Annotated in this window: 20 protein-coding genes; 7 read left to right on the forward strand and 13 right to left on the reverse strand. The window is 52.2% G+C overall.

Going from position 1 to position 22,718, the window contains the following annotated elements; genetic code table 11:
* The gene (gene sfsA, locus LA360_RS15905; protein WP_112481769.1) at positions 1–747 is read left to right on the forward strand and encodes a DNA/RNA nuclease SfsA; all 747 of its coding nucleotides are present in this window, start codon (positions 1–3) and stop codon (positions 745–747) included.
* A gap of 127 nt (positions 748–874) precedes the next feature.
* Here the strand turns inward: sfsA and LA360_RS15910 are convergent, their stop codons facing one another.
* Positions 875–1,243: a hypothetical protein gene (locus LA360_RS15910; protein WP_112481771.1), complete on the reverse strand. Its 369-nt coding sequence runs from the start codon at positions 1,241–1,243 to the stop codon at positions 875–877.
* A gap of 133 nt (positions 1,244–1,376) precedes the next feature.
* Here LA360_RS15910 and LA360_RS15915 point away from each other — a divergent pair, with 133 nt between their 5' ends.
* Positions 1,377–1,616 carry a FeoA family protein gene (locus LA360_RS15915; RefSeq protein WP_002587245.1) on the forward strand — a complete coding sequence of 80 codons (240 nt, stop codon included), beginning with the start codon at positions 1,377–1,379 and terminating at the stop codon, positions 1,614–1,616.
* A 40-nt stretch (positions 1,617–1,656) separates the two neighbouring features.
* Here the strand turns inward: LA360_RS15915 and LA360_RS15920 are convergent, their stop codons facing one another.
* The 6 genes from LA360_RS15920 to LA360_RS15945 all read right to left on the reverse strand — a co-directional run bounded on the left by LA360_RS15920 (position 1,657) and on the right by LA360_RS15945 (position 9,645).
* On the reverse strand, positions 1,657–2,889 hold the full coding sequence (locus LA360_RS15920; protein ID WP_002587244.1) for a phenylacetate--CoA ligase family protein: 1,233 nt from the start codon (positions 2,887–2,889) through the stop codon (positions 1,657–1,659).
* A gap of 16 nt (positions 2,890–2,905) precedes the next feature.
* Positions 2,906–3,499 (reverse strand): indolepyruvate oxidoreductase subunit beta, encoded by a 594-nt coding sequence (locus tag LA360_RS15925; RefSeq protein ID WP_074662369.1) that lies wholly within the window; start codon positions 3,497–3,499, stop codon positions 2,906–2,908.
* Between the two features lie 54 nt (positions 3,500–3,553).
* A complete protein-coding gene (gene iorA, locus LA360_RS15930) occupies positions 3,554–5,434 on the reverse strand; it encodes an indolepyruvate ferredoxin oxidoreductase subunit alpha (protein ID WP_112481773.1) in 1,881 nt (626 codons plus the stop codon).
* 462 nt (positions 5,435–5,896) lie between these two features.
* The gene (gene uraA / locus LA360_RS15935) at positions 5,897–7,150 is read right to left on the reverse strand and encodes a uracil permease (RefSeq protein WP_022202948.1); all 1,254 of its coding nucleotides are present in this window, start codon (positions 7,148–7,150) and stop codon (positions 5,897–5,899) included.
* Between the two features lie 28 nt (positions 7,151–7,178).
* Complete coding sequence (locus LA360_RS15940) at positions 7,179–9,176, reverse strand: helicase-related protein (RefSeq protein WP_112481775.1); 1,998 nt, start codon at positions 9,174–9,176, stop codon at positions 7,179–7,181.
* Positions 9,177–9,249: 73 nt separating this feature from the next.
* Positions 9,250–9,645 (reverse strand): DUF6483 family protein, encoded by a 396-nt coding sequence (locus LA360_RS15945; protein WP_022202950.1) that lies wholly within the window; start codon positions 9,643–9,645, stop codon positions 9,250–9,252.
* 219 nt (positions 9,646–9,864) lie between these two features.
* Here LA360_RS15945 and LA360_RS15950 point away from each other — a divergent pair, with 219 nt between their 5' ends.
* From LA360_RS15950 to LA360_RS15960, 3 genes are all read left to right on the forward strand, one after another.
* On the forward strand, positions 9,865–11,436 hold the full coding sequence (locus LA360_RS15950) for a FeoB small GTPase domain-containing protein (protein WP_022202951.1): 1,572 nt from the start codon (positions 9,865–9,867) through the stop codon (positions 11,434–11,436).
* A gap of 178 nt (positions 11,437–11,614) precedes the next feature.
* On the forward strand, positions 11,615–12,682 hold the full coding sequence (gene ytvI / locus LA360_RS15955) for a sporulation integral membrane protein YtvI (RefSeq protein ID WP_022202952.1): 1,068 nt from the start codon (positions 11,615–11,617) through the stop codon (positions 12,680–12,682).
* A gap of 132 nt (positions 12,683–12,814) precedes the next feature.
* Positions 12,815–14,017, forward strand: a complete 1,203-nt coding sequence (locus tag LA360_RS15960) for a DUF3810 domain-containing protein (protein ID WP_057572211.1) — start codon at positions 12,815–12,817, stop codon at positions 14,015–14,017.
* 117 nt (positions 14,018–14,134) lie between these two features.
* Here the strand turns inward: LA360_RS15960 and prfH are convergent, their stop codons facing one another.
* From prfH to tnpA, 3 genes are all read right to left on the reverse strand, one after another.
* Positions 14,135–14,725 (reverse strand): peptide chain release factor H, encoded by a 591-nt coding sequence (gene prfH, locus LA360_RS15965; RefSeq protein ID WP_002587235.1) that lies wholly within the window; start codon positions 14,723–14,725, stop codon positions 14,135–14,137.
* 10 nt (positions 14,726–14,735) lie between these two features.
* Positions 14,736–15,326 (reverse strand): RtcB family protein, encoded by a 591-nt coding sequence (locus LA360_RS15970; RefSeq protein ID WP_002587234.1) that lies wholly within the window; start codon positions 15,324–15,326, stop codon positions 14,736–14,738.
* A 384-nt stretch (positions 15,327–15,710) separates the two neighbouring features.
* Entirely contained in the window at positions 15,711–16,181 is a 471-nt protein-coding gene (tnpA, locus tag LA360_RS15975; protein WP_112481777.1) for an IS200/IS605 family transposase, read from the reverse strand.
* Between the two features lie 214 nt (positions 16,182–16,395).
* On the opposite strand from tnpA, the gene LA360_RS15980 reads away from it, so the two are divergent.
* Both LA360_RS15980 and LA360_RS15985 read left to right on the forward strand, forming a co-directional pair.
* Positions 16,396–18,543, forward strand: coding sequence for a M13-type metalloendopeptidase (locus LA360_RS15980; RefSeq protein ID WP_112481779.1), 2,148 nt, complete (start codon positions 16,396–16,398; stop codon positions 18,541–18,543).
* A gap of 184 nt (positions 18,544–18,727) precedes the next feature.
* Positions 18,728–19,003, forward strand: a complete 276-nt coding sequence (locus LA360_RS15985; protein ID WP_002583244.1) for a hypothetical protein — start codon at positions 18,728–18,730, stop codon at positions 19,001–19,003.
* On the opposite strand, the gene LA360_RS15990 is transcribed toward LA360_RS15985, so the two are convergent.
* The 3 genes from LA360_RS15990 to LA360_RS16000 all read right to left on the reverse strand — a co-directional run bounded on the left by LA360_RS15990 (position 19,000) and on the right by LA360_RS16000 (position 22,656).
* Entirely contained in the window at positions 19,000–19,212 is a 213-nt protein-coding gene (locus LA360_RS15990) for a hypothetical protein (RefSeq protein WP_002583243.1), read from the reverse strand. The two genes, LA360_RS15985 and LA360_RS15990, sit on opposite strands and share 4 nt — an antisense overlap.
* A gap of 45 nt (positions 19,213–19,257) precedes the next feature.
* Positions 19,258–20,463, reverse strand: coding sequence for an IS256 family transposase (locus tag LA360_RS15995; RefSeq protein WP_173876956.1), 1,206 nt, complete (start codon positions 20,461–20,463; stop codon positions 19,258–19,260).
* 198 nt (positions 20,464–20,661) lie between these two features.
* Positions 20,662–22,656, reverse strand: a complete 1,995-nt coding sequence (locus tag LA360_RS16000) for a gluzincin family metallopeptidase (RefSeq protein ID WP_112481781.1) — start codon at positions 22,654–22,656, stop codon at positions 20,662–20,664.
* Positions 22,657–22,718 lie beyond the last annotated feature (62 nt).

The following is a 22,718-nucleotide window of genomic DNA, read 5'->3' on the forward strand; positions in this document are numbered from 1 at the left end:
ATGACCTATGAACACATAGTTGCCGGAACCTTCATAAGCCGGCCCAACCGTTTTATCGCCCATGCGGAGACAGGGAACAGGACGGTGGTATGCCATGTAAAGAACACCGGACGGTGCAGGGAGCTTCTGATTCCCGGAGTCACGGTTATACTGGAATTCCATCCGGATGCAGTCCTTTCCGGAAGAAAGACCGAGTATGACCTGATTGGCGTGTACAAAAACGGTCTGCTCATCAACATGGACTCCCAGGCCCCCAACAAGGCCGCATGGGAGTGGCTGGTCTCATTGGGCGGCGGCCAATATACGGAAAAAAACCATTACCCTCTTGGTTCTTATGTACCCTTTGACATACGGCGGGAAGTCACCCACGGCGACTCACGGTTTGACCTGGCATTCTCCCTGAGAAACCGGGATACCAAAGCAGTGTCTCCGGCCTTCATGGAAGTCAAAGGCGTGACCCTGGAGGAAAATGGTCTGGCTTTGTTTCCTGACGCTCCCACAAAACGGGGCATCAAACACTTAAAGGGCCTTATAAGGGCCCATGAGGAAGGTTATGAGGCCTATGTCCTGTTTGTCATCCAGATGAAAGGCATCCAGGGTTTTACCCCCAATGATATTACCCATCCGGCCTTTGGGGAGACGCTCAGACAGGCCCGTGAAGCCGGCGTTCATGTGCTGGCATATGACTGCCTCGTAACTCCCGATACCATGACTGTGGATTCTCCGGTAAAGGTCATGCTGGATTAGAACGTGTCACAATATACCCTTCAAACGCTCCGGGCCGGGGCCTCCTTTGCGGAAGCCCCGGCCGGTTTAGAATTCATGCTGCATATTACAACCCTAAGCCGCAGGCAGTTCAGGGGCGGCAGTTAATTTAGGAGCGGCAGTTATTCCAATTGCCGCAGTTGTTCCAATTGCCGCAATTATTGCGGTTATTGCAGGAGCAGCGGCAGTTCGAAGCCTCAGCGGTCCGGCCTGCTGCCCGGGCAGCCGTCCTTGCCTCAGACGAACGATTACAGCTGTTGTTGGCATAGAATCCTGCCATATATCCCTGCCAGTATAAATCGCAGGTCCTGCTTGTTCCGCCGAATGACCCGGACGTATCAGCCGCGGCTGCGGCCGCAGTACTGCGGCAGTTTTCACCGGCAGACTCCGTTCTGGCAAATGCTGCATCCCCTGCATAATAAGATCCCTCATAAGTTCCTGCATATTCATTCCAACCATTACAATTATTATAGTCCATAGTATTAATCTCCTTTCATCTAGGTTGTACTTTATTATACGGGGCTGGGCCAAAAGTGTGACAACCCTCCTTTTATTCCCACAGATACGTGCTCTGCATATAATATCATAACAAACCTGAACGGTGATTCACTATGGTTTATCCGTTACATGAACTGAAACCGGGAGAACGGGCTGAAATCGTCTGGGTTATCAGCGAACCGCCTATGTCCCTGCGGCTGGAAGAGCTGGGTTTTACAGCGGCAGCCCAGGTGACCTGTATTCTGAAGGGCCGGCGCGGCCACATGTCCGCCTACCAGATACAGGGCACAGTCATCGCCCTCAGGCCTCAGAATGCCAGGGAAGTGCTGGTCCGGGTTCTGAATCCGGGTTGAAATTACAGTTTGAAAAACTGATTGGGACATCATTTCGCCCTTAATACCGGTTGTCAAATACGCGGGTGGACTTCTTTTCGCTTCTTGGAAGCTCGCCCAGCTCCACCAGCTTCACCACCGGAGTCAGGCCAATCCGCCCTTTAAACTGATTCTGGATTTCGATTTCCAGGGCATATTTGTTAATGGAGGGATTTGTCTCCACAAATAAGGTCAGCACATCCTTGCCCATAAGGTGGTCCACCATAACCTGGTATTCGCTTGAAGCTCCTTCTATGGAGCTCAAAAGCTCCTCTATCTGGCTTGGGAATATGTTCACGCCCTTTACCTTGACCATATCGTCGGTACGCCCAATCAGGGTGCCGATTCTGGGATATGGCGAACCGCAGGGACAGTCCCCCGGCACGATTCTGGACAGGTCATGGGTACGGTAGCGAATCAGGGGCGCGCCTTCCTTTTTCAGGGTAGTGATGACAATTTCTCCCACCTCGCCGTCAGGCAGCACCTCACCTGTCTTGGGGTCCACAATCTCGATGTAAATGTAATCATCCCAGTAGTGCATGGCTCCCTGTTTCTCGCAGTTGATGGCAATACCCGGCCCGTATACTTCCGTAAGGCCGTAGATGTCGAACAGGTCCACTCCCAGCTCGGCCGCTATCCTGTTCCTCATTTTCTCTCCCCAGCGCTCGGAACCAATAACACCCTTCCTCAGATGGATGCGCTCTCCAATCCCTCTCTTGGCAATCTCCTCGGCCAATAAAAGAGCATAGGAGGATGTGGCGCACAGGACCGTGGATTTCATATCCATCATCATGCGCAGCTGCTTATCCGTATTGCCGGGCCCCATGGGAACGGTCATTGCGCCCAGGCGCTCCGCCCCCAGCTGGAAACCGATTCCCGCTGTCCACAGACCGTATCCCGGCGTAATCTGGATACGGTCCAGATTGGTGATGCCGGCCATCTCATAGCAGCGCGCAAACATCAGCGCCCAGTCATCCACATCCTTCTGGGTATAGGGGATGATGACCGGTGTTCCGGTAGTGCCTGAGGAAGAATGAATACGAACGATTTTCTCTTCCGGAGCAGCCATCAGTCCCAGCGGATACGCCTCCCTCAAATCACCCTTCCAGGTAAAAGGAAGCTTCTCAAAGTCCTCCTGCGACTGTATCTGATTCACATTGACGCCTTCCAGCTTATGCTTGTAAAAGCATTCCTTGGCTGTCAGTTTCTTGAGCTGTTCCTTAATGAGAAGGAACTGGGATTCTTTCATCTTCATCTGGTTAATCCTCCGTTTATCTTATCATGGGGCCGGCTGATGCGCCCAGCTTCAGGGCCTTCATATTCATATCCTTAAACTTTTCCGGCACCCTTTTTTCAATGGCTGCCTCCATCTCTTCCAGGGAAATTCCTATCAGTCCGCTGGCAATGGCTGCTCCCAGCAGAGCCACATTCATCACCTTAGGGGAACCGCATGCCATTCCAATGGATGCCGCATCCACTACCGCCAGGTTATCCGCGGCATGCTCCAGATATTCCATCATCTCCAGGCCCGTGTAGCCACCTCCCGTCAGGGAGGCGGTCACCGGCCGTATGGGAGCCGGGGATACCACCACACAGCCGCCTTTTTTCAGGTATGGCAGACACCGGACAGCCTCTGCCGGTTCAAAGCCAATGAGCACATCGGCCCCGCCATGGGGTATCAGCGGAGAATAAATCTCCTCACCGATGCGCACATGACTCACCACGCTTCCGCCCCTCTGGGCCATGCCGATGGTCTCAGCCCCCTTGGCCTCCATTCCTTTCTCCATGGCTGCCAGGGCTATGAGGCGGGATGCCAGGACGGTGCCCTGACCGCCCACTCCGCACAGCAATACATTTTTTGTCATCTTATATACCTCGCTCTCCAAGCATCTTCCCTGTCCTGTCCGTCTGAGGCAGGACTATTTAACCGTTTCAATGGCGTTTACGGAACAAATCTGGCTGCACAGACCGCATCCGGTGCACAGGCCGCTGTCAATGCTCACCACATCCCTCTCCAGCACCAGCGCGGGACAGCCAATCTCATTGATGCAGGTCCGGCAGTTCACACAGCTGTCCTTTGCAATCCTGCACTTGCGGGAGCTTTTTATGATGGCCACGCATGGAGACTTGAAGATGACCGCTTTCACGCCCTTCATGGCGGACAGCTTGAGCACAGCCTCCACACACGCATCTAAATCCAGTGCGTCCACCGTGACGGTATTTTTTACACCGATGCCCTCCAGCACCTTTGTTATATCCACTTTCTCCACTACATTTCCCATCATCGTCCGGCCTGTGCCCGGATGGGGCTGGTGGCCTGTCATGGCCGTGGTGGAATTGTCCAGGATACACAGGGTCAGGCTGGCCTCATTGTATACCGCGTTGACAATGCCTGTGAGACCGGAGGCAAAGAAGGTGGAATCCCCTACAAAGGAAAAATACCGTTTATCCGGTTCCACCCGCTGCAGCCCCTGGGCCATGGTAATCCCGGCCCCCATGCACAGACATGTGTCCACCATATCCAGAGGCTTTGCGTTGCCCAGGGTGTAGCAGCCGATATCGCCGCAGTAAACTCCCTCTATGGGCTTCGCGCCCTCCTCCAGGCCTTCATTCAGCTTCTCCATGGCCCTCTTTACCGCGTAGAAGGACGCCCGATGGGGACATCCTGCGCAGAGGACCGGCGGACGCACCGGCAGCGGCGGAACCGGCAGGGATATTTCCGGCTGCGATGCTCCCGGATCCGCTGCACCGTCCTCCAGTCCTTTCAGATACTGGATATAGGATTCTCCCAAATACGCCTCCAGGACCCTTCTGACAGACTCCACGGAATTCTCACCCGCGGGCTGAACCTCCCCTGTAAGCTTGCCCTTCACTTCCAGAGGCAGGTGATGTCTGCCGCTGAGAAGCAGCATCTCCTGTTCCAGAACCGGATCCAGTTCCTCCACAGCCATCACCTCATCCAGCCCTTTTGCGAACTCCAGAAGCAGACGCTCCGGCATGGGATTGGGAGTGGATACCTTAAGCACTCTCGCTCCTTTGTACCCGTTCAAAGCTTCCATGACAAACTCGTAGCTGATGCCATGAGTGAGGACGCCCTTGACCGTGTTTCCCTCTTCCCTATGTAACAGGTTGAACCTGTAGCTTGAAAAATCCTCCCCTATCATGGGATTCCGGGTCTCAATCATCCTGTGGTTTGCATGGGACAGCCTGGGGAAAATAACCCATTTGCCGGAATCCTTGACAAAACCCTCATGCTCCGGAAGCTTGACCCGTTCCTTAAGCTCCACGCTGGCACACCCGTGGCAAAGCCTTGTGGTCGGGCGGAACAATACAGGAGTATGGTATTTCTCAGAATATTCAAAGGCATCCTTTATCATCTCGTATGCCTCTTCCGGAGAACTGGGGTCAAATACCGGCAGCTTGGAAAACTGGCCGAACCGCCGTGTATCCTGTTCTGTCTGGGAAGATATGGGCCCCGGGTCGTCAGCCGCCACTACCACCAAGCCTCCCTTTACTCCCACATAAGCCAGGCTCATCAGAGGATCTGAAGCCACATTCAGCCCTACCTGCTTCATAGTTACCATGGTCCTGGCTCCGGTGTATGCGGCCGCGGCCGCCACCTCCATACCTGCCTTTTCATTGACAGACCACTCTACATAGATATCTCCGGGATTATACTTGGCCACCGTCTCCAGTACTTCCGTAGAGGGCGTTCCCGGATAACCGGAAACCACCTGAACTCCTGCCCGGACAGCCCCCAGGCCGATTGCCTCATTTCCCATTAAAAATGATTTGGACATTCCCCTTCTCCTTCCCAACCGCGTTTTGTTTGTCAGAACACGTTCAAACAGGCTTCGGGCCTTTCCGATCCGATACGTTCTGATATGTTTTAATACTATTATATGAAAAAAGACCCGTCCTTTCAAGAAAGGACAGGCCTGAATCTCAAAATGCCTGTGTTACCACCTTAACTTTTTAATGCTCTCGCAAACATGCACAGTACATCGGTACTGTACATGCTCTGCCCTTAACACAGGCCTGCGGTCCAGATACTTGGCGCGTAAGCTGTCAGCTGACGGCCTTTCCCCTTTCCCTCAGCGGTCCATTTGCCGGCCGGCCTGTTACAGGGATTCCACCATCCCCCGCTCTCTGTGAACGCCCTCTACGGTTTGATTTCCGCCTCAACGGTTTATTTCAATCTATTATACAAGTTTTCCCGCAGATGTCAAACATTTTTTAGCCGGAATCTCACGCCGCGTCAATTACTGGTCATTGGTCAGCTTAAAGTAATCCAGAACATAAAATACCAGGCTTAAAATCATGCCTGTCACGCAGGCCAGCACCATACCGGTAAGCTGCACATTTCCAAACTTCACGGCAATTCCCGACAGTCCTGTGACAAATATGACTGAGGTAAGTGCCAGATTTCTGGAATTTCCGTAATCCACCCGGGAATCCACCAGAATACGCAGACCTGAGGTTCCAATCATACCATAGAGCAGGAAGGAAATGCCGCCGATAACAGGACCGGGTATGGTGCTGATAAGGGTGGAGAACTTGCCGATGAAGGAGCACACAATGGACAGCACAGCTGCTCCCGCAATCACGCGCACGCTGTATACACGGGTGATTGCCATGACTCCGATGTTCTCGCCATAGGTGGTGGTGGGCACGGAGCCTATCAGTCCTGATATCATGGTGGAGAAATTATCTCCGAACAGGGAACGGTGGAGGCCCGGATCCTTTAACAGATCCCTTCCCACAATCTTGCTGGTGACTACCTGATGTCCGATGTGCTCAGAGGTAATGACCAGGAGCACCGGAAGAATAGTCATGATGGCTTCCAGATTGAACTTAGGCGTACTGAAATTAGGCAGGGCAAAAACAGGGGCCGCAGCCACCTCTGCAAAGTCCACGATACCGCAGGCCAGGGCCGACACATAGCCCACAATAACCGCTATGAGGATAGGGATAACTGAGAAGAACTTTCTGAACAGGATAGAACCAAATACAGCGGTTCCCAGGGTAAGGACAAACACGATTGTCTTTCTGGGGTCCAGTACCTCGTCCAAGAGTCCTGCATTGCTGGCCGCGGAACCGGAGAGCTCCAGTCCGATAAGCGCCACCACCGGGCCCATGGCTGCCGGCGGAAGGACCACTTCAATCCACTCTGTTCCGAATTTATATACGATGAATGCCAGGATACATCCGCAGAAACCTACTGCCACGAACCCTCCCAGGGCATATTCATATCCGAAATTACTGATAACCACGCCTGCCGGCGCCAAAAATGCAAAGCTGGACCCCAGGTAGGCCGGCGCCTTTCCCTTTGTCACTCCTATAAAGAGCAGGGTGCCCACGCCGTTCATGAACAGCACCACAGCCGGGTTTATGCCAAATATAAACGGCACCAGGATGGATGCGCCGAACATGGCGAACATGTGCTGGATGCTGAGGGGTACCAGCAGGTTAAAGGGTACCTTGTCCTCTACCTGAATGATGCGTTGATTTTCCATTGTCTTCCTCCTTTGTTGTTCACTTGTTTCATACTCTGTTTCCTGCCGCGCGCCTCCGCCCTGAGCGGCTATGCCCCCGGCTTATCTTACCCCTCTCAAAACACCGTCCGCAGATAGAGAACGGGTAATCCCATGACAGTTCCTTGCCGCAGGCTGAGCATTTGCGGGTGTAGCTGGCACATTCTGTCCTTAATATACGGCTGATTTCCTCCTCTGTGCCGCGTCTCTCCTCGGCCAGGTTCTCCGCCTGTACGGGAAGCCCCACCTTCCTGGAAAACTGGAAATAAAGGTCCAGCATTTTATAGTAGCTCTCCAATTCATACAGGTCTTCCCCGGGACTGTAAGGAAACTCCAGTTCCGTCACGTCACGGTACTCCCGACAGTAATCCTTCCACAGGTCCATGACCATTTTATTGTCTATATCGATGGAACAGGTGATGAGCTTATAAATTTCCTGCCGGGAGTATTCCCCCATATCATCCCGGTGTACATGCTCAAAGCTCATATACAGCGCCAGCAGCTCGTCCACCTCCATTTTCTCATAGATGGAAGGCGTATCCATGCCGGCCCATATCTTAACCAGCGTATCAATCTCAGCCGGAAGGTTAAGGAGCTGCTCGGGGAATCCCACATAGGCCTTCATGATGGGCATGGGCATTCTGGAAAGGCCGTCTTCAATGACCTCCGCCTCGTCGATAGCAGCCACAAATCCCTCGTCGTAAAGACCGTATCTTCCGGCCCGTCCGGCAATCTGTTTTATCTCCTCCGGATTCAGGGTTCGCTTATTTACCCCGTCAAACTTGCGTGTCTCCACAAACACGATTCTGCGTATGGGCAGGTTTAACCCCATACCGATGGCGTCAGTGCTGACCACCACCTCTGTCTCCCTGGCCAGGAACCTGCGCACCTGTTCACGTCTGGTGGCGGGAGGCAGACTTCCGTAAATAACGCTGCAATGGATTCCCTCGTTCTCCAGGTGGGCTGCCAGGGCCAGCACTGATTTCTTGGAAAATACGATGAGAGCATCGCCCTTTTTTAAATCTCGTTTCAGATTATAAGGCTTTTTCTCCATGGTCAGACGTGTGTTTCTCTTATGGCGCACCACCCTGTACCGGTCGCCGCACCGCTTAATCATCTGCACCACAATATCCTCTGCCTCCGGAGCCATGCACAGGTGGATTTCCTCTGCCCGAAGTCCCAGCACTGCCCTGGTCCAGTTATGTCCGCGGTAGGGGTCGGCTATCATCTGGCACTCGTCCACCACCACGATATCGAAATATTCATGGTCATTCAGCATCTCCACGGTACAGGACTGGCAGACAGCTCCGGGCACCTCCAATGTCTCCTCTCCAGTGACCATGGAACAGGACAGGCCCTCTGTGTTGAGTTTGTCATAGACCTCCAGGGCCAGCAGCCTTAAAGGCCCGAAGTAGGCGCCGTGTCTGCACTCCTTAAGACGTTCCAGGGCTTCGTGGGTCTTGCCGCTGTTGGTAGGGCCCACATGAAGGATAAACCTGCGTTTCATCTCCCTGGCCCCCGGGTATTCCTGCTCCGGCTTCTGTTTTACAGACTCCAGAATGCCCCGCTTGATGGTTTTCGGAATGTAGAACAGCTGGTACGCCCTCTCCAGAGAATTGGTGAGGAGATAACGGCGTATGCCCTGCATCTTCAGCACCTGCTCCAAATCCTCACGGGACAGGCCGTTTACATATTCCAGTTCCTTCCTGGCAAGGGCTTCACAGAATTCCCTCATCTGACGGCAGCTGGACTCCCACTGCTCCAGGGCGGGCCCTGTCAGATGTCCTTCCCTGCGCATGAGATAGGCGCACACCTTTGACAGCATGGCATGGACATCGCTGAGTTCGTTGGACTTCACCAGCGGCTTTAAGTTGGCCTCAGTCAACCGGCTCAGGCGTTTCCTGAGTTCGGCACCTGTCATGGCCCGGTAGCGTTTGTTCACATTTCCAAAGAACAGGTCCTGGTAATATTCCGCCAGATACTGCTCGCACTCCTTTTTTATCTCCATGGACTTCCTCTTTCTTCCAAATATTCGTAAAAGCAGCCAGACGCATATGTTTCCATATCCATCTGGCAGCACATTAAACCATGGTTGTATCTACAAAATGTTCAAACCCCGATATACCATATTCTGCACATACGCTGTTGATTCCATCCACGATTTCCTCCCGTGAGTAATTGGCGGTGTAGAGTTCGTCATCCTTCAGCTGGTTGAGGTACATGTAAAATGTAAGGGCCATCTCCAGACAGTCCAGGCTGTCCGTGTCCAGCTCGTCGGTAAGAAGGTTCTCAGCATCATTGATGTTTCCCTCATCCACCAGGTCCTTAAGCCTCTTATATACCCGGTCAAGGTCCGTATACCTGTCCTCATCCTCCGGAAGGTCATAATCAATATCGTTCTTGCCAAGAACCAGCCTGGCAATCGTCCTCACCAGATCGCTGATTGTCCTCATAACATAATCATCCTGATATCCCATATCATTTCATCTCCTGAATTTAGTGGATTCTGTTTTTTGCACATTTAAACTTAGTATAGTTGATAACCTTTCCTCCGTCAAGCAGTCTGTTATCACAATGATAAACCAATGGCAGATAGGGACCTGTCTGCCATGCACCAAAGGTTCTGCGGCACATACGCTATCCTAAGACTCAATCTGCCCGCCCACAGGCAGAGTTTATATTTCAGGAGTGACTGGATGGAACACCCACATTTTATCATCGCGTTTACCGGTAATGAACAGACTGGCAAGGAGGTCTTATTCAAAAAGCTCACCGCCCAAAAAGGATCTGTTAAACCTTCCCGCATGCGGGACATGTCCTGCCCCCATGGAGATTTTCTATATGACAGCCGCTGCTATAAGGCAGTAAACCTTCCCGGCATCCTGTCCCTCAGCTCTCCGTCAGAGGAAGCCAACTGCACTGCATCCTATCTCTGCTCAGGAAAACCGGATGCCATCCTGGTAACAGGCCACGCACTCCATCTGGAGATTCTTCTGGGGCTTTTAAAGGAAATTCTGAGTCTTGGACCGGTCAGAGATTCTTCCATCCCCGTTGTACTGTGTATCAGCCGCTGTGAAGAAGCCAGACGGCAGGGCATCCGCATTGATTTTTCACTTCTCCACGATGTACTCCGGATTCCGGTCGTTCCTCTTCATGGATACGGCAAGGAACAGATGGACGACTTAAAAGCAGCCCTCCACTATGCCCTCCAGCCCCATCACAAGCATGATTTTCTCTACGACTGTCTGGACTTTTCTCCCTGCCGTCTGGCTCATGAGTGTATGATGACAGAAATAAAACCATCCCATGGAAGGCAATGGAATATACATCCGGAAACAGGACGGACCAGAAGAATATGTGAAGCACTGCTGCTATTACTTTTATTCGGACTTACCGCATGTCTGTCAATCCGGCTCACGGACTGCTTATGGCCGTTATTTTTTGAAACCAAAACCATCCTGTGGGCCTGGGCAGAATGGCTTGGATTGCCTGCCTGGCTGAGTGCGCCCATTATCCATGGCGCATTTTGCGCCGTGTCATGCACCATACCCGTGATGCTTCCGCCGCTTTTTCTGCTGTTCCCTCTGTTGGGATTGTTGGGAAGAAGCGGCTGTTTTCTCTGGGCCGTATACCTGTCAGACCTGATAACGGAGTTTTTTATTGAAAAACCCTGTAATACCGTCAGACGCTACAAGTCATACGGCATATTTTCCACCCTATTCTCCTGTACCGCGGACCACACCATTCCCATCCTTGACCGGGCAGCGGCGGCGGCTGTCCCCACCGGCATTCTCATATGGTTCCTTGGCAGCATGGCATATGTGGGACCGGCAACAGATTCTTCCGCCTTCCTGTCCCCAGGCATAGACGGCGGGAGCCTGCTGGAAGCCATCATACGTTTTTTTGATCATCCGGCCCGTCTCATTGGTCTGGACGGCACCATACTGACTGCTTTTATCCTGGGTATTTTTTCTCATGGAATGGCGCTTCCCGCCATGATGATGATATATCTGAAAACAGGAGGCATTCCTTCCCCTTCATCCCCCTTCATCCTAGGACAGCTGATGGCAAATCACGGATGGACCTGGCGCACAGCCCTGTGCACCTGTCTCATGGCCCTGACCCGCTTTCCAAGCCTTACTGCCTGCCTGAAGCTGCGCAGAAAGCCCGGCCGCTCCCTGTACTTCCTTTCAGGACGGCTGCTGGTGTTCATTCTCGGCATCATCCTGTGCTTTCTCGTCGCTCTGACAGGCAAAGTATCCGGTTGACGCCATCGTTCCCATCATGATTCAGCAATACCTTTCCCTCACATAAAAACATTCCCCTGAACATGGTCATGCTCTGGAAATATTTTCCAGAGCATGTTCCCCATTTTCTGGGGATTCTTTCTTGACTGCCGGGTCTCCTGAGCCTATAATGGAACTAAGTAAACAACAGGATACATATATGGACATTCAAAAACGCAGGACGTTCATCATCAGCTTTATTTACTTTGGAATCATAGGCGTGCTCTGCTATATAGGATTAAAGAAGCTCCTGCCCATACTGATTCCCTTCATGGCAGCCATGGCTATTGCAGCCTTGCTGGAACCGGCGGTGTCCTTGCTGGACAGACATATGAAGGGTGGAAAGGGTGTGGCCGCCGCGGTTGTGCTGCTGGTCTTTTATGGTTCCATTCTGACAATCATGTGCGTGTCCGGCAGCCACGTTCTGTCCTCCATCCAGGAGCAGGCAAAAAAACTGCCCGGCATCTACAGCCAGACCATTGAGCCAGGTCTGTCCCATTTCTTTTCCTTACTGGAGAACAGTTTTCCCGGCCACAGCATCCACATATCTGCCCTGGGACAAAGCCTGGAGCATTTCATGAAGAATGCCTCCATGGGCATCTCCTCCGCACTGCTTGGCTGGGGCGCCTCTGCCATAAGCGGGATTCCCTCCCTGTTCCTTGATTTCATCATCGCCGTGATAGCCTCATTTTTCCTGACAGGCAGCTACAGGGAGACGCTGGATTTCCTGCTGTGCCAGATTCCCGGCGACAGACGGCAGATGCTCCTGCAGATATTTCTCCATGTAAGGGATATTGCCTGCCGGCTTCTGAGGGCTTATGCGCTTTTGATGCTTCTGACATTTACGGAACTTTATATCGGATTCCTGGTCCTTGGCATTCCGGCCGGATTCACCCTGGCCTGCATCACCTCGCTGGTGGATATTCTGCCGGTGCTGGGCACGGGCACCGTGCTCCTTCCCTGGGCGTTCATAGCCTGGATGACCGGTTCCAAAAGCCTGGCCCTGGGTCTTGTGTGCCTGTATCTGCTCATAGCAGTGGTCCGCCAGACCCTGGAGCCGAAAATCATCGGCCTTCAGATGGGCCTTTCCCCCGCAGCCACCCTGCTGTGCATGTTTGCAGGCGGCAAACTTCTGGGCCTGACCGGTATCTTCCTGTTTCCCATAGCCGCCGCCATTCTGGCAGAACTGCGCAGCGGCACTACCTATCCCTCCCAGGAACAAGCTTAACCCAGCGCTTTTACTGACTGCGTTCTTCATGACTGCGCTCTCCGTGACTGCGCTCACCTCAACCGCACTATCCCCGGCCCCAGCATCCCACCAGGCAAGAACACAACCATCCCCCAAAGGCAGGTGTTGCATATGAAGTTCTTCCATAACGTTACAGCCAAGATTCCACCGGTATTTACCTCTAAAAACACAGCAAAATCACCCGGACACCAAAACGCGGCTCCTGAAAGAGCAGAAAAAAAAGTCCGTTCCCTGGTTTTCTTCGCAGCCGGCCTGGTTCTGGCTGCTGTCTCCGGCCTGCTGGGGCTCTGTGCCCGGACGGTGCCCGGGTTTGCCCAGTTTTACTCCGCCACCGTGTACCCTTTCCTGGCAGGGACATTAGGACGGTTCTGCAGCCTGTTTCCATTTTCCCTATCCGAAATCGGGCTGTATTTCCTCTGCCTGCTCTGCATATGCTACATGATTCTGCATATCAGACAGCCTGTTGCGCTGTTTTCCCGTGTTCTTTTTCTTTGCGGTGTCCTGTTATTTCTGTTCACGGTAAACTGCGGCATCAACTATTACCGGACTCCCTTTTCCTATGAGGCAGGTATTGCCGCAGAAAGCTCCTCCACCGAGGAGCTGCTGGCGCTGTGCCGTTATCTTACCAACCAAATCAACAGCTCCCTGCTGGAAATAGACCACTCCGGCGATCTTCTGGACGGTCTGTATCCCGGACAAATGGAAGCAACCCCCGCACCCTCGGCCCGGGAACTTTCTAGACTGGGAAAGGACGGCAGGGCTGCTATGATTCGGCTGGGCCAATCCTATCCCCAGCTGGATGGATATTATCCCTATCCAAAGCCCTTTATCAACTCCAGACTGCTGTCCGTGCAGCAGCTCTGCGGCATCTACTCCCCCTTCACCATAGAGGCGAACTACAACAGGGAGATGCCCTACTATAACATCCCTCATACCATATGCCACGAACTGTCCCATCTGAAGGGCTTTATGCGGGAAGATGAGGCCAACTTCATCGGATATCTGGCATGTATCGGCTCTGACTCCCCGGACTTTCGCTACAGCGGCTACCTGACCGGCTGGGTCTATGCAGGCAATGCCCTGGCCAAGGCGGACCCTGAGAGTTATTATGACCTCTATACAAAGCTGTCCCCTCAGGCAGCCCGGGACCTGGACTGGAACAACCAGTTCTGGGAGCGTTTTGATGGACCGGTGGCAGAGGCCTCCACCCAGATGAATGACAGGTATCTTAAAGCGCACAGTCAGGAGGACGGCGTCAGAAGCTATGGCCGGATGGTGGATTTGATGCTGGCGTATTATAAGGAGCAACTATAGTCTGTCCCATATCACCGGCCGCAGGGTTCCCTATCTCTCCGGCGAAGCGCTGGATTGGCTGGTACAAATCCGGGATGGAATGGGCATACACACAGGAGGCGTACCGGAGAACTAACATTACCGGCTCCGCTCAAACCTCATACCCTCATATATACGGACCGGGTTCCCCCGCTCCAGCCTTGCGTGTTCCATCCACGCAAGGCTTTTTTCTTTTTGCTGATTCCGGGCGTTCATCTCTGCCAGTATGCAGCACAGCCGGTTCATGGCAATCTGCTTATTCATGTGCTGGCTCCTGGCCTGGGTTGACACCACGGCTGTACCTGTGGGAATATGGATGGCCCGCACGCCGGTCTCCACCTTATTCACATGCTGTCCGCCCTTTCCTCCGCTGCAAAAGGTTTCAAAACGCACCATCCTTTCCTCTGATATCCTTGGGACCTGGTCCAGTATGCTCACGTCCACATACCAGTTCTTCCGCTTGTGTCCGGGACGGTAGGGACTTTTACAAATCCACAGCACACTGCCCTCCAGCTCCCGCAAATTCCGGTCTGTCTCAAACACCACAGATGACATGCAGCCCGGCTTCTTTCCAGGCATACAGCTTACCAGGCGCACATCCCCGTTTTCCCTTCTCAGTTCTTCATAGAGCATGGCCACTGCCAGCTCGCATTCTGCCGGCCCCTGACCGGAGCTAATCTGTACTCTCATAGATTCCCTCCTATCCTTTAAACGTGATCAGGGGACGCAGGGTGGCTGTTATGTCAATCAGCCCATACTCCTGCAATACTCCGATGACCTGCTCCACATTTTTATATGCCTCCGGCGCCTCTGCGAACAGCAGGTTGGTATCGTGGCAGACCACACGGCTCTTAAGGCCGGTGTACCGGATGGAATCCCGGTCATAAATCTGCTCCACACATTGGAACTCCGCAAAATGGTTGCCTCCTCCCAGGGTCCCCAAGTCCCGTATAGGGCACTCCTCCTCATACGGGTCGGAAAACAAAATATCCTCCAGATCCCGGATGGCCTCCAGCCTGGATACCCATTTCTCCTGTTTAAACTTCTTTTTCTTTATTCCTGTATCAAAGAGGCTCATACCACATCCGATATCATTTCCCAAAAGATGGGGATATAATATTCCCCTGCTCAGGACAGCGGTTCCCACAGGAATCCGCCCGGGATGCAGGTCCGGAAGCCCCACCGCCTTCACTACGCCCGGGAGCCTGCTCACTGCCAAAAGCTGGTCCTTTGCCGCCTGTTCCACCCAATTCTTACCGTTGCTGATTAATATGCAGTTTTCTTTCTCCAAATCAAATTCTCCTTCATAAGCTGACAGCGCTGCCCATACTTCTGTCATTTCCCCTAAAAAAGGGTACAAAAAAACACGACAACAAGCCGTGCGCATCAAAAAACATAGTATGCCGCTTCCTGTCCTACTGTTCTGTTATACTGTTTTCACCTCTGCTTTACCATTACGCCCTGCCAACATAACAACCACTCCTTTGCTCATGAAGGATTTGCTTCCTTCGTATTCTGTATTATAATATAATAGTAACCCGGCAAAATGTCAATCCCGGAATAACCCAAAAAGCCCACCGGGCCTCCGTTTCCACGGAACTTTTATATCATTGCATATACCAGGGCATAATGAACTACCCCGCAGCAAGCTGCGGGGTATCGAAGGTTGCAACCTCTACATATAATCCCATATGCTATACTGCTTTGTTTTCTCTACGTTTTTATAGATTGTTTTATAATTTTTTTCCTGTCCCTGTTCTTTCACATATCTACTTATGATTTGCTCATTCCCATGTTCACTCACCGTTGCTACGTAATAGCCATCTGTCCAGAATTCTCCTCCCCACAATTTTTTCTTCACTTGTGGACATTTCGCGAACACCTCCCGGGCTATGATGCTCTTCACTATTTGGATGATTTTTTTTGGACTATATGTAGGCACTGACTGGATAAGAAAATGTATATGGTCTTTATCTGTACCTACTTCCAAAAATCTTATTTCATACCTTTCCTGAATTCCCTCACACGTTTCTTTGATTACCCTATCTACATCTTCATCTATTACTACTCTTCTATATTTTGTTGGACATACGAAATGATACATGAGTACTGATACATTGTGTGACTTGCGTATTGTTTCACTCATCACACAATTTCTCCTTTCCTTTTTCCTCTAGTATATCACTTCCTCCATGTCTTGAAAAAGTTTGTTACGCAGCAAGCTGCGGGGAATTAAACCCTCTTTTTGATTAAATGCTGTGACAGACGCCGGGCACTCTGCCCGCTGTTATTCATACAGGGCAGGACGTAAGCAATGTTCAAGCATGCTCTGTAATCAAGCAATCGAGGAGGAATTCATAATGAAAAAAAGAAAAAGCCTGGCGGCACGAATCACCGCAGCCCGGGCAGCCACCCCCCGGACAGCCCTGGCGCTGACAGCCGCGGTACTGGCAGCAGCCATGGCTGTCACCGGATGCTCCGGTACAGGCCGGACAGAAACAGAACCGGAGAGCCAGACTGAAATCACGGCCGGCCCGGCAGTTAACCGGCCTGAAAGCCCCAAGCAGTCCCTTGGCAGCCAATCCGGCGAAGGTCCGGCAGCCTATGTGGATGATTTCTATGACGCGGTAAACCATGACACGCTGGAAAGCTGGGAGATTCCGGCTGAACAGGCCGATATGAGCTGGTTCAGAAAGGCGCGGGAGGACAATTATTCCAAGGTAAATGACCTGATTCGCCAGGCGTCGTCCGAAGCAGGCCAGACACTTCAGGAAGCCGGAAGCGACCTGTACAACATACGCGCGCTGAATCTGACCGGTCTGGACCGGGAGACCAGGGACAGGGAAGGGTACGGCCGGACAACCGGAGCATTTTTAAAGGAAATAGATTCAGCGGACTCTGTCACCGGGCTTCTGAAGGCATGCCTTCAGTTCCAGAGGAATACCGGGCTGTTCAGCCTTATGGGCTGGTATTATGAAGGGGACAGTGAGGACTCCTCGGTAAAGGTCCTCTATCTCTCGCAGCCGGATTCCGGTCTCAGGAGGGAAGTCTGGTTCTCCGAAGACGCATCCAACCAGAAGCGGGTGGAGGAATACAAAAAATATCTCACAAAGCTTCACGAAAACAACGGCCTGAGCCCGGAGGAAGCTGCGGCCACCGTAGCCCGGGTAACGGATATGATGAAGGAACTGGCATCCTCCACCCTTAAGATAGAGGAGGTCTATGACGCGGAAAAAACATACAATGTCTGCACAGCCGGCGAGGCAGCAAACCTGTATTCCGGCGCCCTGCCCTTCAGCCTTCTAAACAGCATATTCGGCATACTGGAAGGTGAAAAGACAGTTGTCTCCCAGCCGGATGCCTGCAGGAAGCTTGGAAGCTATCTGAAGGAAGAAAACCTACCTCTCCTGAAAGAATATGTCAAAACCTGTCTCTATTCGGATCTGTCCATGATGACAGACACCGCTTCCCTGGCTGCTGCCCAGGAGTATCAGACAGCTGCAGGCGGTATAGAAAAGAGAAAGGATTTTGAGAGGACCGTGTCTGAAACAGTCCAGGAAAAACTTGGTTTCCAGTGCGGCCGTGTATTCTGTGAAACCTATTTTAACGAGGACGCCAAACAGGATGTGGCTTCCATCATCCGTCAAATCATAGATGTATACGACAACCGCCTTGCCCATATGGAATGGATGACAGAATCCACCCGTCAGGAGGCAAGGAAAAAACTGAAAGCCATTACAGTCAAGGTTGGTTATCCCGACCAATGGCCCCAGGACAAATACAGCCTGGTACTGAAATCCCCGGACGAGGGCGGCGTCTACATTGACAATATCATGGAAATCCTGAAGGCATCCCAGGACTACTCCTTTAAGACCAGACACGACCCGGTGGACCGGAATGAATGGGGCATGACGCCCCAGACAGTCAATGCCTATTATAACCCCGGAAACAACGAAATCGTGTTTCCGGCCGGAATCCTTCAGGCCCCGTTTTATGACCCGGAGGCAGAGCCTGTGGCCAACCTGGGAGGCATCGGTGCTGTCATCGGCCACGAAATCACCCATGCATTTGACACAAGCGGTTCCCAGTATGATGAAAAGGGAAACCTGCGGGATTGGTGGACTGCCCAGGATAAACAGCGTTTCAGGGAACTGGCCCAAAAGGTCATTGACTACTATGATACCATGGAAGTAAACGGCATCCAGGTAAACGGTACACTGAGCGTTACGGAAAATATCGCCGACCTGGGCGGCGTTTCCTGCATAACAGAAATAGCCAGGGAAAAGGGATATGACCTGAAGGAGCTGTACCATGCCTATGGTGTCATATGGGCCACAAAATACAGGGATGAATACCTTTCCTACATCATGACCAATGATACACATTCCCCTGGCATCACCAGGGTAAATGCCGTACTGTCCGCCACCGATGACTTTTATACTGCCTTTGGAGTCAAGGAGGGCGACGGGATGTACCGCAGGCCGGAGGACAGGCCCCATATCTGGTAGAAATGAGAGTATGAAAAAAAGTCTGTAAATTGAGATCTTCTATGATAAGTTAATGAGAAAGGTAGGTGGATGTCGTGACCACCTACCTTTACTATACGGATGCTTTTGGATTCTGTCAAGATGTATTGGAAAATCCCATCAAATTATGGTACACTTCTTACAGGAAAACATCAGGAGGTGTGCCATGAAGCTAAAAACAGACGATCCCTTTGTACCTGAAGATATCAGGGCAAAGATCAATGGACTGCAGTCCCTGCTGGATCATGCAGCCGACTTATACAGTGATATCTATAGCTGGTATGACAGTGAACTGAAATCCTATGACCCGAAAGCCACCGCAGACGATGAACTGTTTGACCCTGGCACAGGGACTGTTGTGGAGGGGATCGATTACCTGTCTATCATGGAATCCCTGTCAGAGCTGCAGACAGCCAACGAATGTAAAATGCAGAGGGATTAACCTTGTGTCCCATCGGCCTGGCCTCTGGCGATGTCTTCCCGTATCAGGGCCTTGATGGCCCCTTGGACGGAAGTGTCCCTGCCATATTTGTGCTGTCTGACCCAGGCCAGGATATCTGCATCTGTCTTCATATTCAGTTTTAACTTCACCTGTACAGTATTATAGCTGTCGTACCTGTCCTGAGCATCGTATTTTGAAAATCCATACATGGAAAGCTCCTTTCCGGATAGGTGTACACCTATGCCTGTGCGCTCTTATTCCGGCAGTCTGCCTTCGTACATAATGGACAGTTCCCCATAGACCTGCCCCCAGTTGCGGATGGGCATGGTCCACTTCTTCGTCGCCTCGAACGTGGCCAGGTACAGAGCCTTTAAGAGCGCCGTGCTGCCCGGGAACACGCTCCGCTGGCGGTTGAGCTTCCGGTAGGTAGAGTTGAGGCTCTCGATCGCGTTGGTAGTATAGATCACCTTCCTGACCTCCATGGAAAACTTGAAGATGGGGGATACCACATCCCAGTTGTCATGCCAGCGTTTCATTGAGTTGGGGTACTTTGGCGTCCACTTTTCCGTCACCTTCTCCAGCGCCTCCAGCGCCTTTTCCTCGTTTGCGGCATGGTAGATGGTTTTCAGGTCCGTGGCAAATGCTTTCCGGTCCTTGTCGGAGACGTATTTCAGCGTGTTCCGTACCATATGTACGATGCAGCGCTGCTGCTCCGTCTTCGGGAATGCCGCCGTTATGGCTTCCTTAATGCCCGTGAGCCCGTCCGAGCAGAGAATGAGGATATCCTTCACACCGCGGTTCTTCAACTCGTTCAGAACGCAGAGCCAGTACTTGGAGCTTTCATTCTCCCCGATCTGTATGCTCAGGACTTCCTTTTTACCTTCCAGCGTAAGGCCGAGGATGACATAGGCGGCAAGCTTGCGGATTACCCCGTCCTCCCGCACGGAATAATGGATTGCGTCGATGTAGACCACGGGATAGACTTCCTCCAGCGGGCGGTTCTGCCAGTCTTCAATCTGCGGCAGTATCTTGTCCGTCACGTCCGAGATGAACCCTTCCGAAGCCTCAAAACCATAAATGTCCATCAAGGTATCCGAGATTTGGCGGGTTGTCATGCCTTTTGCATACATGGATATGATCTTCTGGTCAATGCCGGAAATGTCCTTCTGGCGCTTTCTTACCACCTGGGGTTCAAACGTGGACTTCCTGTCCTGGGGCACCTGGATGTCCATGCTCCCGAAGCTGCTGTTGATCCGCTTGGGCTTGTAGCCATTGCGGTAATCATCCGAATCCGACCGTTCTGACCTCCCATAGCCGAGATGCTCATCCATCTCCGCTTCCATCATCTCCTTCAGGGTGCTCCCCAGCAGGTCTTTGAGGGCTTCCTGGATATCCTCCGCAGTCTGGATGTCATACTCTTCCAGGAGCTGATGGACGATGTTCCTTTTCCCCTCCGTCATGACTACTTTGTGTACGGGCTGTTTTTCTCTTCTTGCCATAATAATAGGCCTCCTTATGATAATAGATTTTATCATAGAAGACCTAATGCTTAATAGCTATTTACAGAAAAACTTTCATACTCTCGTAGAAATATTTTCATATATCCAAAATGTCAGAGTCCGGGAAGCAGCTGCCTCCCGGACTCTGTATTGCCATTATTACTCTTCTCTCTTCTTCCTGACAATCAGCCAGATGATTACAAACCCGGTGCATAAAATCATAACCTGAAATATAAGGATGACACAGATGCCTGCCAGCACCAGAAGGCCTACAACCCTTAATCCGCTGTCAGAACTTCCCTCAAGGTCCGTTCCTGCCTGGCCCGCGTCCTCCTGTGACGGAACTTCGGATCCCTCACCATCCTGCTCCAGTCCCTGGAGCCTGCGCACATCCCCGGCCAGGGATTCCAGTTCCCTGCTGTCAAACACATCCCGCAGCCCGCAGCGGTTCATGGTGCCGCAATAAGGTGCATCCAGACCTTCATGCAAAAGTCCCATGTAGGTATCCACAGCGCCGTCCCAGTCGCTCCTGGACATGGTCCAGAGGTCAAGGGCCGACAGCGCCGAGGTTCCATATCCCATATAGTACAGGGGGCTGTAAAACAAATGGGACACATCCACCCAGTCATAGCACACACCCTCATCGTAGACATCATAATACCATCCATGATAGGAATCCTGTATCTCTTTGAATGTGCGGTTCATGTCCTCCAGACTCATGTCCGGCTCCATGTAAACAGCTTCCTCAAATTCCTGCAGCATGCAGGACATAATTGTCACATACAGCATATCCGTAACGGACTCAAACTCAAAGGCCTCTGCCCCTTCGCCGAACATATCCCCCGCATACTGGTTGGCCAGCATCTCCAATCCCTGTGACTGGACCTCGCACACATCCACACTGTAACCCTGGAACAGCTCAGGCACCGAATTATAATAATAGGAGCTGAAATGCCCGAATTCATGAATCAGGGACTGGTAATCCGTAAATGTGTGGTTTCTGTTGATGAAAATAAATGCGTCTCCATAGCTTGGGAACCCTACGGTATAATTATTATCCACCCGGTCCTGTCCGTCTTCCCCTGACCGGATATCATACAGCTCATTGTCCTGCATATACCGGAAAATCTCACCCAGCTCAGGATTCACCGACTTGACCGTTCTTCCCACACAGGCCAGTATATCCTCTGTGGAACTCTCTTCCATAAGGTCCAGGGAGTCATAGGATTCCTGGGCCACATCCATATGCCAGATGTCATTATTCAGGGGAACAATACTGGTCTTTACATCCGCGCAAAGCTCCTCTGCATCCTGAAGGGTATAGTCCCTTCCGTAAACAGCCTCAAACGAATACTGGGCATAGTTATCATAGCCCTTAAGCTCCGCTATCCGGCGGCGCACCTGAACAAGTTCCCGGAACTTGCTGCCCAGCACCCGGTTCTTTTCCCTGACCAATGCATCCTCTATCTCTGCATATTGCCCATCGTCAAGGTCCGGTTCCCGTTCCAGCCGGCTGTAGCTCCACTGTCCGTTCTCCAGCTCCACCGTAAAATCACCGGCAGCCAGTTTATCATACTCCCTGAGAAGCTCCTGCTCCTTCCGGTTCAGTTCGGTCAGCTCCCCTGTATTTTCCCTGTAATATTCGATGTAAGGCGCATTTTCAATCCCCATCTTATCCGCCAGGACTTTTTTATAGGATGAATTCATTCCCTTTTTTAGACAAGCCGCGGCCTTATCCCCCATCTCGGAATAAATGTCCGTAGTATATGCCTGCTCTGAGGCAGCCTGCTCATCCGACACATCTGCGTCATATTCCAGCTGGGCCATATAAGTCAGGGTGGCCAGACGGTCATACTCATCCACAATGGCATCGTAGAGCCTCAGCACTTCCTCATCCCGGCCTTCAACAGCACAGGCCTGTTCAAAGTCAGCCATGGCCTGTTCCATGACAGCCGGGTCATAATGCTCGTATGGCCTCCGGGAATAGGGTACGGCTTCATGGGCCATCACGCCGGCCACGCCGGCATTTCCCGCTGCCTGGGCAGCCAATCTTTCCTGAGCCGCGCCGCAGGCGGCAATGGACAGGGACATCACCAAAGTCAGGGCCAGCGCCGCCCCGCGCCTCAGATTCCTTTTCCACATTCCTTTATTCACAGCAGGCCCTCCTTACATATTATGGTATATGCCTATTGTAACATCCCGGACGGTTTACCGCC

Source organism: Enterocloster clostridioformis, assembly GCF_020297485.1.
GTDB lineage: Bacteria > Bacillota > Clostridia > Lachnospirales > Lachnospiraceae > Enterocloster > Enterocloster clostridioformis.

What these genes read in the sequence shown, in the direction of transcription:
- uraA (WP_022202948.1), bottom strand. Translation starts at nt 7,150, where the DNA reads ATGGAAAATCAACGCATCATTCAGGTAGAGGACAAGGTACCCTTTAAC.
- tnpA (WP_112481777.1), bottom strand. Translation starts at nt 16,181, where the DNA reads ATGAGTGAAACAATACGCAAGTCACACAATGTATCAGTACTCATGTAT.
- LA360_RS15995 (WP_173876956.1), bottom strand. Translation starts at nt 20,463, where the DNA reads ATGACGGAGGGGAAAAGGAACATCGTCCATCAGCTCCTGGAAGAGTAT.
- LA360_RS15910 (WP_112481771.1), bottom strand. Translation starts at nt 1,243, where the DNA reads ATGGACTATAATAATTGTAATGGTTGGAATGAATATGCAGGAACTTAT.
- LA360_RS15990 (WP_002583243.1), bottom strand. Translation starts at nt 19,212, where the DNA reads ATGTATGGATTTTCAAAATACGATGCTCAGGACAGGTACGACAGCTAT.
- LA360_RS15980 (WP_112481779.1), top strand. Translation starts at nt 16,396, where the DNA reads ATGAAAAAAAGAAAAAGCCTGGCGGCACGAATCACCGCAGCCCGGGCA.
- LA360_RS15940 (WP_112481775.1), bottom strand. Translation starts at nt 9,176, where the DNA reads ATGGAGATAAAAAAGGAGTGCGAGCAGTATCTGGCGGAATATTACCAG.
- LA360_RS15915 (WP_002587245.1), top strand. Translation starts at nt 1,377, where the DNA reads ATGGTTTATCCGTTACATGAACTGAAACCGGGAGAACGGGCTGAAATC.
- LA360_RS15985 (WP_002583244.1), top strand. Translation starts at nt 18,728, where the DNA reads ATGAAGCTAAAAACAGACGATCCCTTTGTACCTGAAGATATCAGGGCA.
- prfH (WP_002587235.1), bottom strand. Translation starts at nt 14,725, where the DNA reads ATGAGAGTACAGATTAGCTCCGGTCAGGGGCCGGCAGAATGCGAGCTG.
- ytvI (WP_022202952.1), top strand. Translation starts at nt 11,615, where the DNA reads ATGGACATTCAAAAACGCAGGACGTTCATCATCAGCTTTATTTACTTT.
- LA360_RS15960 (WP_057572211.1), top strand. Translation starts at nt 12,815, where the DNA reads ATGAAGTTCTTCCATAACGTTACAGCCAAGATTCCACCGGTATTTACC.
- LA360_RS15925 (WP_074662369.1), bottom strand. Translation starts at nt 3,499, where the DNA reads ATGACAAAAAATGTATTGCTGTGCGGAGTGGGCGGTCAGGGCACCGTC.
- sfsA (WP_112481769.1), top strand. Translation starts at nt 1, where the DNA reads ATGACCTATGAACACATAGTTGCCGGAACCTTCATAAGCCGGCCCAAC.
- LA360_RS15950 (WP_022202951.1), top strand. Translation starts at nt 9,865, where the DNA reads ATGGAACACCCACATTTTATCATCGCGTTTACCGGTAATGAACAGACT.
- LA360_RS15945 (WP_022202950.1), bottom strand. Translation starts at nt 9,645, where the DNA reads ATGGGATATCAGGATGATTATGTTATGAGGACAATCAGCGATCTGGTG.
- LA360_RS15920 (WP_002587244.1), bottom strand. Translation starts at nt 2,889, where the DNA reads ATGAAGATGAAAGAATCCCAGTTCCTTCTCATTAAGGAACAGCTCAAG.
- iorA (WP_112481773.1), bottom strand. Translation starts at nt 5,434, where the DNA reads ATGTCCAAATCATTTTTAATGGGAAATGAGGCAATCGGCCTGGGGGCT.